Origin of the sequence: Brevibacterium litoralis (assembly GCF_040212315.1) — a bacterium.
GTDB lineage: Bacteria > Actinomycetota > Actinomycetes > Actinomycetales > Brevibacteriaceae > Brevibacterium > Brevibacterium litoralis.
Genome location: NZ_JBDIUY010000028.1, coordinates 37,575 through 53,295, shown reverse-complemented (window position 1 = coordinate 53,295; position 15,721 = coordinate 37,575). Strand labels below are relative to the sequence as shown.

General features: G+C 68.9%; 17 protein-coding genes. 14 read left to right on the top strand and 3 right to left on the bottom strand.

The window, feature by feature from the left end; all coding sequences use genetic code 11:
* Positions 1-21: 21 nt before the first annotated feature.
* The 5 genes from AAD496_RS10415 to AAD496_RS14885 all read left to right on the top strand — a co-directional run bounded on the left by AAD496_RS10415 (position 22) and on the right by AAD496_RS14885 (position 4,004).
* Positions 22-1,413 carry a glycosyltransferase family 2 protein gene (locus AAD496_RS10415; RefSeq protein ID WP_349828646.1) on the top strand — a complete coding sequence of 464 codons (1,392 nt, stop codon included), beginning with the start codon at positions 22-24 and terminating at the stop codon, positions 1,411-1,413.
* A 9-nt stretch (positions 1,414-1,422) separates the two neighbouring features.
* The gene (locus AAD496_RS10410; RefSeq protein ID WP_349828645.1) at positions 1,423-1,638 is read left to right on the top strand and encodes a hypothetical protein; all 216 of its coding nucleotides are present in this window, start codon (positions 1,423-1,425) and stop codon (positions 1,636-1,638) included.
* Between the two features lie 183 nt (positions 1,639-1,821).
* Positions 1,822-2,987, top strand: a protein-coding gene (locus AAD496_RS10405) for an IS3 family transposase (RefSeq protein ID WP_349828644.1) whose coding sequence is annotated in 2 segments (ribosomal slippage) — positions 1,822-2,106 and positions 2,109-2,987 — 1,164 coding nt in all. Because the reading frame shifts where the segments join, the coding sequence is not laid out codon by codon here.
* A gap of 93 nt (positions 2,988-3,080) precedes the next feature.
* The gene (locus AAD496_RS10400) at positions 3,081-3,560 is read left to right on the top strand and encodes a nucleotidyltransferase domain-containing protein (protein ID WP_349828643.1); all 480 of its coding nucleotides are present in this window, start codon (positions 3,081-3,083) and stop codon (positions 3,558-3,560) included.
* 201 nt (positions 3,561-3,761) lie between these two features.
* Positions 3,762-4,004: a FitA-like ribbon-helix-helix domain-containing protein gene (locus AAD496_RS14885; protein WP_433913757.1), complete on the top strand. Its 243-nt coding sequence runs from the start codon at positions 3,762-3,764 to the stop codon at positions 4,002-4,004.
* Here AAD496_RS14885 and AAD496_RS10395 read toward each other — a convergent pair.
* Positions 4,001-4,864, bottom strand: coding sequence for a LysR family transcriptional regulator (locus AAD496_RS10395; RefSeq protein WP_349828642.1), 864 nt, complete (start codon positions 4,862-4,864; stop codon positions 4,001-4,003). The genes AAD496_RS14885 and AAD496_RS10395 overlap by 4 nt on opposite strands.
* Positions 4,865-4,943: 79 nt before the next feature.
* On the opposite strand from AAD496_RS10395, the gene AAD496_RS10390 reads away from it, so the two are divergent.
* The 5 genes from AAD496_RS10390 to AAD496_RS10370 all read left to right on the top strand — a co-directional run bounded on the left by AAD496_RS10390 (position 4,944) and on the right by AAD496_RS10370 (position 9,460).
* On the top strand, positions 4,944-5,861 hold the full coding sequence (locus tag AAD496_RS10390) for an EamA family transporter (protein WP_349828641.1): 918 nt from the start codon (positions 4,944-4,946) through the stop codon (positions 5,859-5,861).
* A gap of 270 nt (positions 5,862-6,131) precedes the next feature.
* The gene (locus tag AAD496_RS10385) at positions 6,132-6,821 is read left to right on the top strand and encodes a YdeI/OmpD-associated family protein (protein WP_349828640.1); all 690 of its coding nucleotides are present in this window, start codon (positions 6,132-6,134) and stop codon (positions 6,819-6,821) included.
* Positions 6,822-6,831: 10 nt separating this feature from the next.
* A complete protein-coding gene (locus tag AAD496_RS10380; RefSeq protein ID WP_349828639.1) occupies positions 6,832-8,355 on the top strand; it encodes an Hsp70 family protein in 1,524 nt (507 codons plus the stop codon).
* A gap of 36 nt (positions 8,356-8,391) precedes the next feature.
* Positions 8,392-8,916 (top strand): DUF1697 domain-containing protein, encoded by a 525-nt coding sequence (locus AAD496_RS10375; RefSeq protein ID WP_349828637.1) that lies wholly within the window; start codon positions 8,392-8,394, stop codon positions 8,914-8,916.
* Entirely contained in the window at positions 8,909-9,460 is a 552-nt protein-coding gene (locus AAD496_RS10370) for a DUF4303 domain-containing protein (protein ID WP_349828636.1), read from the top strand. The genes AAD496_RS10375 and AAD496_RS10370 overlap by 8 nt, the downstream gene beginning before the upstream one ends.
* Positions 9,461-9,467: 7 nt before the next feature.
* Here AAD496_RS10370 and AAD496_RS10365 read toward each other — a convergent pair whose 3' ends face one another.
* Both AAD496_RS10365 and AAD496_RS10360 read right to left on the bottom strand, forming a co-directional pair.
* Entirely contained in the window at positions 9,468-10,298 is an 831-nt protein-coding gene (locus AAD496_RS10365; RefSeq protein ID WP_349828635.1) for a response regulator, read from the bottom strand.
* Entirely contained in the window at positions 10,295-11,602 is a 1,308-nt protein-coding gene (locus tag AAD496_RS10360) for an ATP-binding protein (RefSeq protein WP_349828634.1), read from the bottom strand. Before AAD496_RS10360 ends, AAD496_RS10365 begins: the two co-directional genes overlap by 4 nt.
* Before the next feature lie 273 nt (positions 11,603-11,875).
* Between AAD496_RS10360 and AAD496_RS10355 the strand changes: the two genes are divergently transcribed.
* From AAD496_RS10355 to AAD496_RS10340, 4 genes are all read left to right on the top strand, one after another.
* Positions 11,876-12,844, top strand: coding sequence for a tripartite tricarboxylate transporter substrate binding protein (locus tag AAD496_RS10355; RefSeq protein WP_349828633.1), 969 nt, complete (start codon positions 11,876-11,878; stop codon positions 12,842-12,844).
* Positions 12,841-13,440, top strand: a complete 600-nt coding sequence (locus AAD496_RS10350; RefSeq protein WP_349828631.1) for a tripartite tricarboxylate transporter TctB family protein — start codon at positions 12,841-12,843, stop codon at positions 13,438-13,440. Before AAD496_RS10355 ends, AAD496_RS10350 begins: the two co-directional genes overlap by 4 nt.
* A gap of 1 nt (position 13,441) precedes the next feature.
* Positions 13,442-15,064 (top strand): tripartite tricarboxylate transporter permease, encoded by a 1,623-nt coding sequence (locus tag AAD496_RS10345; RefSeq protein ID WP_349828630.1) that lies wholly within the window; start codon positions 13,442-13,444, stop codon positions 15,062-15,064.
* Between the two features lie 137 nt (positions 15,065-15,201).
* On the top strand, positions 15,202-15,567 hold the full coding sequence (locus tag AAD496_RS10340) for a hypothetical protein (RefSeq protein ID WP_349828629.1): 366 nt from the start codon (positions 15,202-15,204) through the stop codon (positions 15,565-15,567).
* The last annotated feature ends 154 nt before the right edge of the window (positions 15,568-15,721 follow it).

Genomic DNA, 15,721 nt, shown 5'->3' with positions numbered 1-15,721 from the left:
CGCGTGATCGGAATCGGTGTCGTGGGCATCGCCGCAATGGCTGGTTTGCTGATGTGGCTGGCGGTCGTGTTCTCCGGCCCTGTGCCCCCAAGCGCGCAGGAGGTGCGGCTGTTCGACAGGTGGACGGTGCTGTACGACGACTACATACCACCGGTTCGCGTGCTGGTGACGGCGATCCTTGTGGCCGTAGTCTTCGTCGTCATCGCCGTGGCGGTGGAGCAGATCGTCACGACTCGGTCCCGACGGACCGATGACACGGAGAGGTTTCCGCTGGCGCCGAAGAACGTGATGGCCGCGACGCGAGGTGTGTTCCATGGTCCCGTCACCGTGACGGTCCTGGTGCCGGCGCACAATGAGGCGGAGCGGATCTCTTCGACGCTGGCAGGGTTGAAAGCGCAGCAGGATGCGCCGGACCGCATCATCGTAGTGGCGGACAACTGCACGGACGAGACACCGGCGCTCGCCCGAAGTGCGGGAGTTGAGGTGTTCGAGACCCGGAACAACTCGGACAAGAAAGCCGGTGGTCTCAATCAGGCCCTTCGCGGTCTGCTGCCACAGCTGGGAGAGAACGACGTCGTCATGATCGTCGACGCGGACACCGTCCTCGACCAGGGCTTTCTGACTGAGGCCCGGCGACGCTTCACCGATGACCGCGCGCTCATGGCGGTGGGAGGACTCTTCTACGGAGAGGACGGCGCTGGCCTGATCGGACAGTGCCAGCGCAACGAGTACACCAGGTACGGTCGTGACATCCGGCGCAGACGCGGCCGGGTGTTCGTCCTGACCGGCACTGCATCCGCGTTCCGTGCCCGAGGGCTCCGCACCGTTGCAGAATTACGCGGTTCCCTGATCCCGGGTCGCAGAGGAGACGTCTACGACACCGCGGCGCTCACCGAAGACAATGAACTCACGCTGGCTCTGAAGTCCCTGGGTGGCCTGATGGTCTCTCCGGACGAATGTACGGTGGTCACCGAGGTCATGCCGACGTGGAAGCAGCTCTGGCATCAGCGTCTGCGCTGGCAGCGAGGCGCACTCGAGAACCTCGGAGCTTACGGTGTGACCCCGCACACGCTGCGCTACTGGTTCCAGCAGCTGGGCATTGGCTACGGCGCGGTCGCGCTGGGATCCTATTTGCTCGTCATCATCCTGACCATCCTGGCGCGAGACGAATGGATCTGGTATCCGTTCTGGGTGCTGCTGGGCGGCCTCTTCATGATCGAACGCGTCGTCACCGTGTGGACGTCGACGTGGGGCGCTCGGATTCTCGCGGCACTCCTCATCCCAGAGCTGATCTTCGCGGCGTTCCTCAACGTCGTGTTCCTCACGGGTGCACTTGAGATCCTACTGGGCCGGCAGGCGACGTGGGGACGCAGGGACGCCGCCCTGGTTTATTCGAGCGAGAAGGAAGAGTGAGGTCGCACCATGATCCTGCCGGAGACAATACTGACATCCGAGTGGTTCGCCGCTTTGGCGGCGTTCGTCGCGATCAACACAGCGATCTACGTCGTGCTCGCCGTGGTCAAGACCCTGCCGCGGATCTATGTGAGCGACTACATCCAGCGCAGCTATGAGCGCTCGGAGACTCGCAGCATCTACCCCGATGCAGAGGAGCGGGGCCGGCCGAGCGATCCGGAGTAGTCCCCGCCCTCCGCGACGCGTGTGCGGAACAGGAGGCTGCGATTCAGCGAGGGAGCAGCGCGCTGTGGAGCCCGGATTCGACGTGCTTCGCACGGGACTGATGCGCGGGTAGGGGGACTGATGCGCGATCGGGTGTCACATGATCTGTGGCGCTGGAGAGCGTTGCAGGGAAGGATGTGCACCATGCCTGCCCCGTACCCCCAGGAGTTTCGTGACGACGTCGTGCGCGTCGCGAGGAACCGTGAACCTGGCCAGAAGCTCTCGGTGATCGCGAAGGACTTCGGGATCTCTGAGTCGTGCCTGACGAACTGGATGCGTCAGGCTGATGTCGAAGACGGTGCCCGTCCCGGAAAGACCCGGGAAGAATCGACTGAGCTGCGCGATCTGCGTCGCCGGAACCGGCTGCTTGAGCAGGAGAACGAGGTCCTGCGCCGCGCTGCCGCCTACCTGTCCCAGGCGAACCTGCCGGGAAAAGGTTCTACCCGCTCGTGAGCGAGCTCGCCGCGGGCGCGATCCCTGTCGCGGTGTCCCTGCGGGTCTTGAAGCTCTCCCGCCAGCCCTACTACCGCTGGCGGAAACAGCAGGTCACCGAGTCCGAGCTGATCGAGGCCTATCGGGCGAACGCGCTGTTCGACGCTTACCGTGACGACCCCGAGTTCGGGTATCGCTTCCTGGCCAGCGAAGCCGCGGAAGGCGGCGAGGAGATGTGCGAGCGGACCGCGTGGCGGATCTGCCGAGACAACCAGTGGTGGTCCGTGTTCGGGAAGAAGCGCGGGAAGAACGGGAAACGCCCCGGTCCTCCGGTCCACGAAGACCTCGTGGAGCGGGACTTCTCCGCCGACGACGTGAACGAGCTCTGGCTGACCGACATCACCGAGCATCCCACCGACGAGGGCAAGCTCTACCTCTGCGCGATCAAGGACGTGTTCTCCGGCCGGATCGTGGGCTACTCCATCAGCGACCGGATGAAGGCCCACCTCTCAGTGAACGCCCTGAACAACGCGATTTCTCGTCGTCCAGGCGCTGCCGGATGCATCGTGCACTCCGACCGCGGGAGCCAGTTCCGGTCACGGAGCTTTGTGCACGCTCTGAACCGGCATCACCTCATCGGATCGATAGGGAAAGTGGGTGCTGCCGGGGACAACGCCGCGATGGAGTCCTTCTTTGCGCTGCTGCAGAAGAACGTACTGAACCGCAAGAGGTGGCGGACCCGAGAAGAGCTCCGCATCGCGATCATTACCTGGATCGAGCGGACCTACCACCGCCGTCGCCGGCAGGCCCGCCTGGGCCGATTGACCCCCATCGAGTACGAGACCATCATGAACCAGACCGTCGCCCTGGCGGCCTAACCCCAGCTGACACCTGATCGCGCATCAGTCCCACCTCGAGGGCGAGCAGATCGCGTCGACCACGCCACTGCAAGCGGCATGACGTTCGGAGGCATGGACGCCGACGAGGTCGTCCGCGTCATCGACTGGCTTGACGAGTGGGATGTCGTCTACCAGGTGAACGGCGGCTGGGCTGTCGATGCTCTCCTCGGATTCCAGTCCAGAGCGCACGGTGATCTGGACATCTTCGCCGACTCGACGAAGGTCGATCCCCTCATCGAGTGGCTGTCCGGTCGTGGGTACGAGATCGTCGAGGACTGGCGGCCGATCCGTGTGCAGTTGCGATCGGATGAACGCGCCGTCGACATCCATCCGATGGAGCTGGATGCAGCCGGTGACGGTGTCCAGAGAGGCTTCGGGGGTGAGACCTTCGCTCATCGCGCGTGCGATCGTGCCGTGGGGATGATTCGAGGTCGTCCCGTGGTCGTCGCGTCTGCAGCGAGGCTCATGGAGCTGAGGTCGGGATACGAGCTCCGACCTGAGGACCATCACGATCTCAACCTGCTCCGGGACCTGGGCGACGGCGGAGGATGAGCGACCGTCGACGCGCCTGGACCGCAGATGGCTCTCCGTGCCGGAACTCTGTGGAATTCAGGTTCAACGTGTGAACCCGAACTGACCGTGTCAGGCCTCGTTGATCTCTCCGATCGGCGGGGCTGTGTCGCCCCTTCAGGGCACCTTCGTGCGTCGACGTGCGACAGCTACCACCTGCGGTGACAGGGGAGGTGATGCGCTGTGCCATCCAATATCGTTCGCGGACGGGATGAATCCGTGAAGCAGCAGCGTGCCACGCGGGCCGAGGAACATGGTCGTTACATGGAGGCCGAGGTTTGTGACGTTCTTGCGAGGGCCACTTGGCGGCCGCATATCGGGCTGGCGTTGATGGCAGCGGCGCAGGACGTCGGCGGAGTCGACGAATTGGCGATCCCGGAGCGTGGTGACTTCTTCCCCACGACGCCTCCACGTGCACGAGCCTAGGACAGGCTACGGACGAACGCTTGCGCGGCCGGCGACGGGTTGAAGCCACTCCAGGCCAGGTACTCCACGCGCGTCGGACCCTGGGTGACGGGAATGGCGCGAAGGTCGTCGCTGTCGGGGGTCACGGCCGGTGAGAGCAGTGCGACCACGAGGTCGTGACGGACGAGCCCGAGGATGAGGTCGATGCTCGTGGCCTCGAACGCGACGTCGCGGCGCAATCCTGCAGCCCGGAACGCGAGATCGGAGGGCACCCGTCCCGGGGTGTCCGCGGGGAAATCGACGAAGGTCTCGTCGGCCAGGTCCTCGAGTCGCAGCCGACGGCGTGACGCGAGTGGATGGTCGGCCGAGACGACGGCCGCGAGTCGTTCACGGGCCAGGACCTTCGACTCGACTCCCTGCGGCGGCATCGAGTCGGGGAGCCCGAGCACCGCCGCGTCCATGCTCCCGTCCTTGAGGGCCGCGATGAACTCATCGCTCCCGCCGTCGCGCAGACTGATCCGCACCGCCGGATGCGCGCGGTGGAAGGCGCCGAGGGCGGCGGGTACGTCGATCGCGGTCACGGTGGGGATCACACCGATCGTGAGGGTACCGATGATCTGTCCTGCCGCCGCGGCGACGTCGGAGACCGCGCGTTCGGCTGCGCCGAGGCTCTCCCGCGCCCGGGCGACGAACGCCTCGCCGGCGGCGGTGACCTCGACCCGGCGGCTCGTACGCGCGAACAGATTCGCGCCGAGCTCGCGCTCCAGTGCCTTGATCTGGTGGCTGAGCGCGGACTGTACGACGTGGCAGCGCTCGGCGGCTCGGGTGAAACTGCGTTCCTCGGCGACCGCGACCGCGTACCGCATCTGCTGAAGCTCCATCCGGTCATGATCACAACTCATCGTTCAGATGACAACAATGTGTTGGACTCATGATCTTGTCGCGGTCGAAGATTGATGCATGAGGACGGCAACGATCCAGACTCCTTCCCTTCCGAGCAGGACGTCCACGCGCGTCGGGTGGACGGCGCTGACTGCGGTCGCCCCGGCCGTGTGGGGCACGACCTACATCGTCACCACGCATGTGCTGCCCGAGGGGCATGCGTTCTTCGCGGCCATGATGCGCTCGCTGCCGGCCGGTCTGATCGCTCTCGTCATCGCCCGGCAGGTGCCGCGGGGGTCGTGGTGGTGGAAGAGCCTGGTGCTCGGCACGCTGAACATGGGTGCGTTCTTCCCGTTGTTGTTCCTCGCCGCACAGACCCTGCCCGGCGGGGTGGCGGCCACGCTCGGAGCGGCACAGCCGATCGTGATCGCGTTCCTCGCCGTGGCCGTCCTGCGCGAGCAGTTGTCCGTCTGGCGGATCAGCTGGGGCGTCTTCGGGATGACCGGCGTCGCACTCGTCGTCCTCGGTCCCGAGGCGGCCCTGTCACCCATCGGGATCCTCGCCGGTCTCGGCGGCGCGGCCTCGATGGGAACCGGCGTGGTGCTCACCAAGAAGTGGGGCCGCCCCGAAGGCGTGTCCGGGATCGGGCTCGCCGGGTGGCAGCTCACCGCCGCTGGTCTCGTCCTCCTCCTGCCGGCGCTGCTGATCGACGGCATTCCTGCAGGGATCGACGCCACGGCGTGGGTCGGGTACGCGTGGCTCGGCCTCGTCGGGGCGCTGTTGACCTACACGATCTGGTTCTCCGGGATCCGTCGTCTGCCCGTCACGGCCACCGCCCTGCTCGGGTTGCTCTCACCGCTGGTCGCCGCCTTCCTCGGCGCGGTCATCGCCGGTGAAGCGCTCACCCACCTCCAGCTGCTCGGCTTCGCGATGGCGCTCGGCGCGATGGTCGCCGGACAGCTCCCGTCTCCGAGGACGCGCGCACGGATCACCTGATGAGAATCACCATCCGTGGCGCGACCGGTAGGGTTCCATTCACCATGGACCAGTCCGAGCACCGAACCGGGGAACGGCGGACGTGTTCGCGCATTCCACGGAGTTCTTCGGTCGACTCGCAGGAGCGTTTCTCGTCCTGTCGTGGATCTGCGGGGTGTTCACCGTGGTCCATGGCTTCTTCGTGGCCTTCGAGATCCGACGGCAAAAAAGTGGACGCCCCGGTACGCGGTGACCAGGCGCTGACGACCGCTACTCCCGTAGACTCCACACATGTCCGACGAACCCGGTACCCCGGGCGGTACAGCAGATCGTCCGGCGATCTTCTTCCGGGACGCCACCGAGTTCCGCGCCTGGCTCGAACTCCACCACGACACCGCCACGGACCTGTGGATGGGCCTCAACCGTGCGCACGTCGAAGTCCGCGGTCTCACCTGGGCCGACGCGGTCCCCGAAGCCCTGTGTTTCGGATGGATCGACTCCGTCTCCCAGCCGATCGACGACGACTCCCGCCGACAGCGCTGGTCCCCGCGCACACCCCGGAGCACCTGGTCGACGGTGAACATCGCCCACGTCGAGCGGCTCATGGCCGAAGGACGGATGCATCCGGCCGGAATCGCGGCCTTCGAACGACGGAGCGCCGAACGGTCGGGCACCTACTCCTACGAGAACACCCCGGCGGAGGTTCCCGCCGACCTGCAGGCGATCATCGACGCCTCCGCCGGGACCCGGGCCTTCCTCGCCGCGGCGACTCCGGGGTACCGCAAGGCGGTCCGGCACTGGCTCACGACCGCGAAACGGCAGGACACGCGGGAGCGTCGGGCGCACCAGCTCGTCAGCTTCTGCGAGGCCGGTGAACTCATCCCGACCCAGCGCCCCGGCCGGACTCCTGCCTGGCTCGCCCGCGCCTCGGCTGCGGCCGCGGCGGCCACAGAGGCGGGGTCCGTCACACCGGTCGACTAACCTCGACCTCATGCGGCTCGGTATCGACCTCGGCACCACCCGGACGATCGTGGCCCACGTGGACCGCGGCAACTATCCCCTCCACACCTTCGACGACCTCGACGGCGATCCCCACGGTCACCTCCCCTCGGTGACGGCACTGAGTGCAGGGCGCCTCGTGCACGGGTTCGAGGCGGTGCAGGCCGCCCGCGCGGGGGCACCCGTCCTGCGGTCGGTCAAACGCCTGCTCGGCGACCCCGGCACCCACCCGGGCACGACGGTGACCCTGGGCGACGCCGAGGTGCCCCTCCTCGACGTCCTCGTCGGGTACCTGGGTGCCGTGCGGGCGCAGTTGCCGGCCGGTGACCACCAGGTGGCCGTCGCCGTTCCCGCGCATGCGCACAGTGTGCAGCGGTTCATGACCCTGGAGGCGTTCCGGCGGGCCGGTTTCGAGGTCCTCGCGATGGTCAACGAGCCCTCGGCCGCCGGCTTCGAGTACTCGCACCGGCAGGGCCGGACGCTCAATTCGCGACGGACCCGCATCGTCGTCTACGACCTCGGCGGCGGGACCTTCGACGTGTCCCTCGTCGAGTCCGACGGCACGCGGCACACCGTGCTCGACTCCGTGGGTGTCAACCGGCTGGGTGGCGACGACCTCGACCAGCTGCTCACGGACCTCGCCCTGGAGGCGGCCGGCCGGACGAGTGACGACCTCGGCCCGCAGCACCTCGACGCGGTCCGGGAACAGTGTCGGGAGGCGAAGGAGGCGCTGACCCCGCAGACCCGGAAGATCGTCGTCGACGTCCCGACCGGCGGCCCCGGGACCGACGGTGCCGAGAGTGACGACTCCACGACCGTCGTCCTTCCCGTCGCCGACTTCTACGCGGCCGCCCGGCCCCTGCTCGAGCGCACGATCGAGACGATGGCCCCGCTCGTCGGGGACCTCGACGAGGACTCGCGGATCGCCGGGATCTACCTGGTCGGCGGCGGCTGTGGCCTCCCGGCGGTGCCCCGGATGGTGCGCGAGAGGTTCGGCCGGCGCGTCCATCGTTCGCCCTATCCGGCGGGGTCGACGGCGATCGGCTTGGCGATCGCGGCAGACCCGGACTCCTCCTACACGCTCACCGACCGGCTCTCCCGCGGATTCGGGGTGTTCCGCGAACGGGACCACGGGCGCGGCGTCGCCCTCGACCCCGTCTTCACGCCCGAGGTGCGCCTGCCCGGCCACGGCACCGTCACCGCGACCCGCCGGTACCGCGCGGCCCACGACCTCGGGTGGTTCCGGTTCGTCGAGTACACGGCGACCGACGACGACGGCGCACCACACGGCGACCTCGCACCGTCCGGTCAGGTGCTCTTCCCGTTCGATCCGGCACTCCAGGCCGCGGGAGCCCTCGACGGGGTCGATCCGGCGACGGTCACCGTCCGCCGGACCGAGGACGGCCCACTGGTCGAGGAGACCTACACCCTCGACGCCGAGGGCATCGTCTCCGTGCGCATCACCGACCTCGACACCGGGCACTCCCGGCAGTACGGTCCTCGTGCCCGAGGATGAACGCGAGGTTCCGAGGATGAACGCGAGGGCGACGAGATGACACGGTGGGTCGCGCTGTTGCGCGGGGTGAACGTCGGCGGTGTGACGGTGAAGAGCGCCGATCTGGCCGCGCTCTTCCGGGAGACAGGATTCGCGCAGGTGAAGACCGTCCTCGCGACGGGCAATGTCGTGTTCGACTCCGATCGTCCGGCCACGGACCTGAAGCCGCGGATCGAACAGGCACTGGCGGACCGGTTCGGCTACGAGGCGTGGATCGTGCTACTCACCCAGGAGGACCTCACGCGGCGGGCGGCGGCCTATCCCTTCCCTCTCGACGACGCGACACAGCCCTACGTCCTGTTCGGGTCGGACGCGGATGTCCTCGACGAGCTGTTCACGGCCGCGACCGCACTCGAATCCGAGGTCGACTTGATCGCCCGTGGTGGCGGCGTCGTCTACTGGCGGGTACCGAAGGGTCGGAGCACCGACACCCCTGTGGCCAAACTCGTCGCCCGCGCGCGGTACCGTTCCACGACGACCAACCGGAACCTGCGGACGGTCGAGAAGATCGCCCATGTCTGAGCAGGCGCACGACGCCGACGACCGTGGTGCACGGCTCCCCGGCGAGGAACACCTGCTGGGCGAGGCGACCCGACTCTGGCACCGGATGATCCCGGCGGACGAGCCCCTGGCCCACCGGGTGGTGCCCCGGATAGGAGGGGTGGCCGTGTCCCACATGGTCCGCGGCGGCGGCACCATCTACGTGGGCCCCGACCTGGGTGCGCTGTTCGCAGCGTCCGGTACCCCGGAGGAGCGAGCGGCCGAGGTGTACCTCTCCGGTCGCCGTACCCCGATCGAACACTTCCGGTCGGCACGGACCGCCTCGGTCGCCTCCGACGACGAGGCGTGGCAGATGGAGTACGACCTCCGCCTCGGATCGATGGAGGAGGCGCTGCGGCGCCTCGACGCCGAGGGCGTGTTCGGCACTGGAGAGGCCCGTCAGGAGGTCCTCCTCCTCGTCGCGACGATGCCTCCGGACGAGACCGAGGCGGAGCGGGGTCGCCGGATGAATCCGCCCGGTCCACTGCTCGACGCCTGGCTGGCAGAAGCCGCCGAGGGCGCCTGAGGGCCCCTCACGCCCCCGGCGCGAGCCGGTAGAGCACCTCGGGTCGGCCCCGCTTTCCATAGCGGTGCGAGAGATCCAGTCGCCCCGTCTCCACCAGGTGATCGAGGTACCGCCGCGCCGTCGCCCGGGAGATCCCGCTCCGGCGGGCCAGCTCGACGGCGGTCACCGGCTCGACGGGATCGAGCTCGTCGAGCACCTTCCCCAGGGTCACCGCGGAGATCCCGCGGGGGAGGGGAGACCGGGCGGGCGCCTCGTCGGTGGTCCTCCCACCGGAATCCCGCTCCCGAGGCGCCCTGCCCGAACCCGCGCCACCCTCCGGGGCACCCGTCTCCTCGGCACCACGACGGGCGGTCGCCGGCGCGGTTCCGCTGCCATCGTTCGACCCGGGCGCGAACAACCGGTCGATCTCGCCCTGCCCGAGCGTCCGGTCACGCTCCTGCGCGGCCTCGCGGGCGAGCCGGGACTCCCGGTACGCGGCCAGTCGGTCCCGCAGCTTCTCCTGGGTGAACGGCTTGACCAGGTACCCGAGCACCCTCCCGGCGAGCGCCTGGCGCACGGTCACCTGGTCCTGCGAGGAACTGATGACGAGCACGTCGACGTGGGTCAGCCTGTGCGTCCGCAGACGGTGGAGCACCTCGATGCCGCTGATGTCCGGCAGCCGCATGTCGAGCAGTACGAGGTCGACGGCGTGGTGGGCGGCGAACTCGACGGCGGCCAGGCCCGTACCGACGGTGCCGGCGAGACCGAAGCCGGGCGCCTCGGCGACGTACCGTCCGTGCAGAAGGCGGGCACCCCGCTCGTCGTCGACGACGAGGACCTGCAGGTCGCGGTGGGTCATCGGACACCACCGCCGACCCGACGATGCGCGCCCAGCGTGAAGTCGAAGCGGGCCCCGCCCAGGTCCGAGCGTCCGACCTCCAGCGTGCCCCCGCGGGTGGCGACCGTCCGGCGGACCATGTCGAGGCCGATCCCACGCACCGTGTCGTCCCGGTCGGTCTTCGTCGAGAACCCACGCCGGAAGATCCGATCGAGGTCCGCGGGTCGGATCCCCGGGCCGTCGTCCTCGACCGAGCCGGTCAGGACGTGCCCGTCCGCGGACACCTCGCCGCCGAGGCGCCCCGCACCGGCCTCCAACCGCACCCGGACCCGCCCGGCCCCCGCCTCGGCGGCGTTCCGGCACAGGTTGGCGAGCACGAGGGTGACGTCCTGGTCGATCTCCGGCACCTCGCCGATCCCGACGTCGAGTGTCGTGCCCGCGGCTGCGAGTTCGGCCCGCAGGGCGTCGAGGGTCGCCCGGAGCAGGGGTGGCCGCGTGTCGCCCGCCCAGTCGTCGGCGTCGGTGTCCGCGGACCCGGAGATCTCCTCGACGTATTCGAGGGCGTCCCGGGTGTCGCCGTGGGCCAGCAGCCCACGGATCACGTGGATGCGGGTGTCGAACTCGTGGGACTGTTCGCGCAGGGCCGCGGTGATCCGGCGGGTCGTGTCGAGTTCGCGGGCGTCCTCGTCGGTGCGGCGGAACCGACGCAGGAGGGAGAAGGAGATCGCGGAACTGGCCGCGAGCCCGACCACGAGTGCGCCGATCTCCCAGGGCAGGAGTTCCCGGAGCGCCTCCTCGTAGCGGTCGGCCAGGCGGGACTCGAGGATGCCGACGGCGACCATGCCGATCACCTCGCCCTCGGCGGCGAACACGGGGACCTTGATGCGCAGGGTCCGTCCGACGGGTCCGGTGTCGATGCCCACGTACTCCTCGCCGGTGTACAGCGGTGAGGTGTCCGTGAGGACCTTCTCCCCGACCTCCTCCGGGTCGGGATGGGTGAGCCGGCGTTCGTCCATGTCGACGACCACCACGTAGGTGACGCCGGAGGCCCGCTCCACGAGGGAGGCCAGGTCCTGCAGGTCACGGTGGTCCTCGGGAGCGACGGAAAGCGCCTCGTTCGCGGTCTCCAGGTCGGTCCGGACCTGGTCGAGGCGGGCGAAGCTGGTGGCCACGTCGCGGACCCTCAGGGTCGTCGACTCGCGGATGTTGTCGACCTGGAAGGCACCGGCGGCGACGGTCGTCGCGACGACGCACAGGAGGACTACGAACCCCGGCATGAGCAACAGGAGGGTGCGGCGCCGCTCGGGGCGGGACCAGGTGCGCACGTCGGCCTCCTCTTCACCGGGGTCGGGGGCTGTTCTCCACGACCCCGGGGACCCTGCGATCGAGTGAGCATCATAGAGCACAATTCCGCTGCGGGAGGTGTCGGGGCCCACTCCGGTCCTAGCGTGAACGCGCTGCACCGACGACGACGTCGCTGAAGGAGAGGAGTCCACGTGACGGATGCGAAGACGCACCGGGACACACCGCACGAAGAAGACACACCCGTGACCGCCGGGGGACCGGGGTCCGGAGCACCGGCCTCGCCCCGCCGGAGGATGATCACCCGCGTGATCGGGGGAGCCGTCGCGCTCGCCCTCGTCGCCACCGCCACGGTGGGGTCGATCCGCTCGGCCTCGCAGGGCGCCGATCTGCGCTCGTCCCTGACGATCGTGGCCCCGGCCGCCGCCGGCGGTGGCTGGGACACGTTCGCCCGCGAGCTGCAACAGGCCCAGAAGGCCAACGGCCTGGTCAACACGGTCCAGGTCGTCAACATGCCCGGCGCCGGCGGCACCATCGCGCTCGGCAACCTCTCCGTCCTCGACGGGGAACCGAACACCATGCTCGTCGGCGGCACCGGCCAGCTCGCGGCGACGATCCAGTACGGGACCGAGGCGACCCTCGACGACGTCACACCGATCGCCGTGACCTTCGAGGAACTGGACGTCATCGTCGTCCCGGCGGACTCCCCCTACGAGACGCTCGACGACCTCGTGGCGGCGTGGAAGGAGGACCCGGCGGCGGTCCCGTGGACCGGCGGCGGGTCGTTCGACCAGCTCGTCGGCACGGAGATGGCCCTGGCGTCCGGGATCGACCCGGTCGACATGACCTACATCTCCTCCGACGGCGGCGGCGAGGCGATCCAGGCGCTCATCAACGGGACCGCCGCGGCCGCGGCCGGTGGCTTCGCGGACAACATCGACCAGATCGAAGCCGGCCGTCTGCGTCCCCTCGCCCTCGTCGCGGACGAGCCCCTCGAGGGCGTCGACATCCCGACGACCGTCGAACAGGGCTACGACGTCACCCTCACCAACTGGCGCATGCTCTCCGCGCCGTCCGGACTCACCGACGAGGAGGTCCAGGGCCTCACCGACATCGTCGTCGAGACGACGGAGACCCCCGAGTGGGCGGCGGCCGTCGACCGCTACAACTGGGCGGAGAACCTGATCGTCGGGGACGAACTGACCACCTTCCTCGACGACGAGGAAGAGCGCATCACCCGGCTCTACGAGGAGATGGGACTGTGAACACACCCTCCACCACCCCGTCGGCACCGACGCCGGACCCGGCGACGCGGCCGTCCACACCGACGCCCACTACGGGCACGCCCCTGACGCACGAACACGGCCGTCGCCGCGACCTCGTCGTCGCCCTGCTCATGCCGGGCCTCGTCATCGCCTTCGCGACCTACCTGGTCGTCGGCATGGTCGTCATGGAGGTCCCGGAGGGCACGGCCTTCCCCGGACCGAAGTTCTTCCCCGGCCTCATCGCCACGGCCCTCTACGCGCTGGCCGCGATCCTCGTTGTGAAGGCCCTGCGCGCCTGGCGCGTGGCCGGCGACGTCGACCCCGCCACCGCCGAGGCGCCCGAACCCGCCCACATGGACTGGCGGTCCTTCGCCTGGATCGTCGGCGGGATCCTCGGGTTCATCGTCGCCCTGCCGTACCTCGGGTGGATCATCGCCGCCGCGCTCCTGTTCTGGTGCGTGGCCCGCGGCTTCGGCGCCGCACACCCCCTGAACTCCCTGCTCGTCGGGTTCTGCATGAGCTCGGCGACCTACATCGCGTTCGACATGGCCCTCGGCCTGTCCCTGCCCTCGGGCATCCTCGGAGGTGGCTTCTGACATGGAATCGCTCCAGCTCCTCGCCGACGGGTTCGCCGGTGCCATCACCTGGCAGAACCTCCTGTGGGTGACCTTCGGCTGCATCCTCGGCACCGCCGTCGGTGTCATGCCGGGCCTCGGCTCCTCGATGGCCGTCGCCCTGCTCCTGCCGGTCACCTTCTCCCTCGACCCGACCGCCGCCTTCATCATGTTCGCCGGTGTCTACTTCGGTGGCCTCTTCGGTGACTCGACGATGGGCATCCTCATGAACACGCCGGGGCAGGCCTCGGCGATCGCCTCGACGTTCGAGGGCCACAGGATGGCCAAGGACGGCCGGGCCTCCCAGGCTCTGGCCACCGCCGCGATCGGCGCGTTCATCGGCGGCATCGTCGCCTCGGTGTGCGTGGTCTTCCTCGCCCCGGCGCTCGCGGACCTCTCCGCGTACTTCGGTCCCGCCGAGTTCTTCGCGCTCGCAGTCTTCGCCTTCGTCGCGACCTCCTCGGTCGTCACCGACAGCCCGGCCAAGGGTCTGTCCTCCCTGTTCGTCGGTCTCGGGGTCGCCGTCGTCGGCATCGACGGGGTCTCGGGTGCCCAGCGGTTCACCGCCGGGTCGCCCTACCTGTTCGACGGCATCTCGCTCGTCACCGTCACCGTCGCGATGCTCGCGCTCGGTGAGGTCATCCACGTCGCCTGCCTGGAGCGCCACCGCGCCCCGAACGCCATGATCCGCCCGACGGGTCGGACACTGCTCGGGTGGAAGGACGTCAAGGAGGCGGCCCCGGCCTGGGGTCGTGGCACCGTCATCGGTCTGCCCTTCGGCATCGTCCCGGCCGGCGGCTCCGAGATCCCGACCTTCCTCGCCTACGGCCTGGAGAAGCGCCTGGACGCCCGCCGGAAGACGCCGATGTTCGGCAAGGGTGCCCCGCGCGGTCTCGCCGCCCCCGAGGCGGCCGGCAACGCGACGACGGGCATGGCCATGGGTGCCCTGTTGGCGCTCGGCCTGCCGATCTCTGCGACCGCGGCGATCATGCTCGCGGCCTTCCGCCAGTACGGTCTGCAGCCCGGCCCGCTCCTGTTCGACCGCTCGCCGGACCTCGTGTGGGCGCTGCTCGCCAGCTTCTTCATCGCGATGGTCGTCCTGTTGGCCATCAACCTGCCCTTCGCGATGGTGTGGGCCAAGCTGCTCCTGCTGCCCAAGCCCTACCTGTACGCCGGCATCACCGTGCTCTGCGTGCTCGGCATCTACGCGACGAGCGGTTCGTCGGTCGACCTGCTCATGCTCCTGGCCCTGGGCATCGTCGGGTTCGGCATGCGCGCCGCGGACTTCCCCGTCGCCCCGCTCATCATCGGCATGGTCCTCGGGCCGGTCGCCGAGACGGGTCTGCGCGACGCCGCGATGAGCTCCGACGGGGACTTCTCGATCCTCGTGAGCAGCCCGATCTCGATCGGCCTCTACGTGGTCCTCGCGATCGTCCTGTCCTTCACCGTCCGCGCCCGCCTGCTGGGTCGGAAGCGGGCGAGGGCCGAGGCCGCCGCCGCGGGTGCGGATGAGGCCGGGCAAGGTACGGGCAGTGCCGGGCCGGGTGCGGACGGTGCCGGGTCCACCCCGGACACCGACGCCGAGGCGCCCTCCACCCGCGCCTGACACCGGTCGTTCACGGGGCGGGAACCGACACGGTTCCCGCCCCGTTCCGGTGTCCGATCATGGTGAAATGGAAAGTAGAAAACTGGTGAGATGTAAAGTTGCCACGCTGCCGCCTACTTCTCTCCCGGAGGATCGTGGTGTTCCTCTTCTCCCTGTTCCTCCTCGCCGGAGGGAGCGCCTTCGTGGTCGCCGGAGTGCTCTCGTACACCGGGCAATGGCGCGCCCGGCCCCTGCGGCAGCCGTACAACAACGCCGGCATGCTCTACATGGGCCTCGGGGCTCTCGTCTGGGGAGTGCTCGCACTCGTGATGGCGATCACCCGGCTGTGGACGGAGAGTCGACCTCCTGAAGCGTGGCAGTGGATTCTGTCGGGCTTCATGTTCGCCGGGGCCCTCGTCTTCTGGTTCGGCGTCTTCTTCGGCCGTTACGGACGGCCCCGATTCCTCCGCCCACCCTGGATGCGCGCGGAGGACGAGGACGGGCACGACCACCAGTTCCACTGATCGAGTGCGAAATGGATGGCGGAATCTCGGTCTTGACATGCCACTGACCTCGCACTCACCGGGCGGATCGTCTCCGTCGCCGACGAGTCGGATCAGGTGGTCCTGCGCGACCTGGAGTTGTGAGCTCACAAGAAACCTTGTTGAGGGCCTCCGC

Coding starts and splice junctions, on each gene's coding strand:
- AAD496_RS10400 (WP_349828643.1), top strand. CDS start 3,081: ATGGACGCCGACGAGGTCGTCCGCGTCATCGACTGGCTTGACGAGTGG.
- AAD496_RS10385 (WP_349828640.1), top strand. CDS start 6,132: ATGTCCGACGAACCCGGTACCCCGGGCGGTACAGCAGATCGTCCGGCG.
- AAD496_RS10365 (WP_349828635.1), bottom strand. CDS start 10,298: ATGACCCACCGCGACCTGCAGGTCCTCGTCGTCGACGACGAGCGGGGT.
- AAD496_RS10410 (WP_349828645.1), top strand. CDS start 1,423: ATGATCCTGCCGGAGACAATACTGACATCCGAGTGGTTCGCCGCTTTG.
- AAD496_RS10380 (WP_349828639.1), top strand. CDS start 6,832: ATGCGGCTCGGTATCGACCTCGGCACCACCCGGACGATCGTGGCCCAC.
- AAD496_RS10395 (WP_349828642.1), bottom strand. CDS start 4,864: ATGGAGCTTCAGCAGATGCGGTACGCGGTCGCGGTCGCCGAGGAACGC.
- AAD496_RS10370 (WP_349828636.1), top strand. CDS start 8,909: ATGTCTGAGCAGGCGCACGACGCCGACGACCGTGGTGCACGGCTCCCC.
- AAD496_RS10390 (WP_349828641.1), top strand. CDS start 4,944: ATGAGGACGGCAACGATCCAGACTCCTTCCCTTCCGAGCAGGACGTCC.
- AAD496_RS10345 (WP_349828630.1), top strand. CDS start 13,442: ATGGAATCGCTCCAGCTCCTCGCCGACGGGTTCGCCGGTGCCATCACC.
- AAD496_RS10375 (WP_349828637.1), top strand. CDS start 8,392: ATGACACGGTGGGTCGCGCTGTTGCGCGGGGTGAACGTCGGCGGTGTG.
- AAD496_RS10355 (WP_349828633.1), top strand. CDS start 11,876: ATGATCACCCGCGTGATCGGGGGAGCCGTCGCGCTCGCCCTCGTCGCC.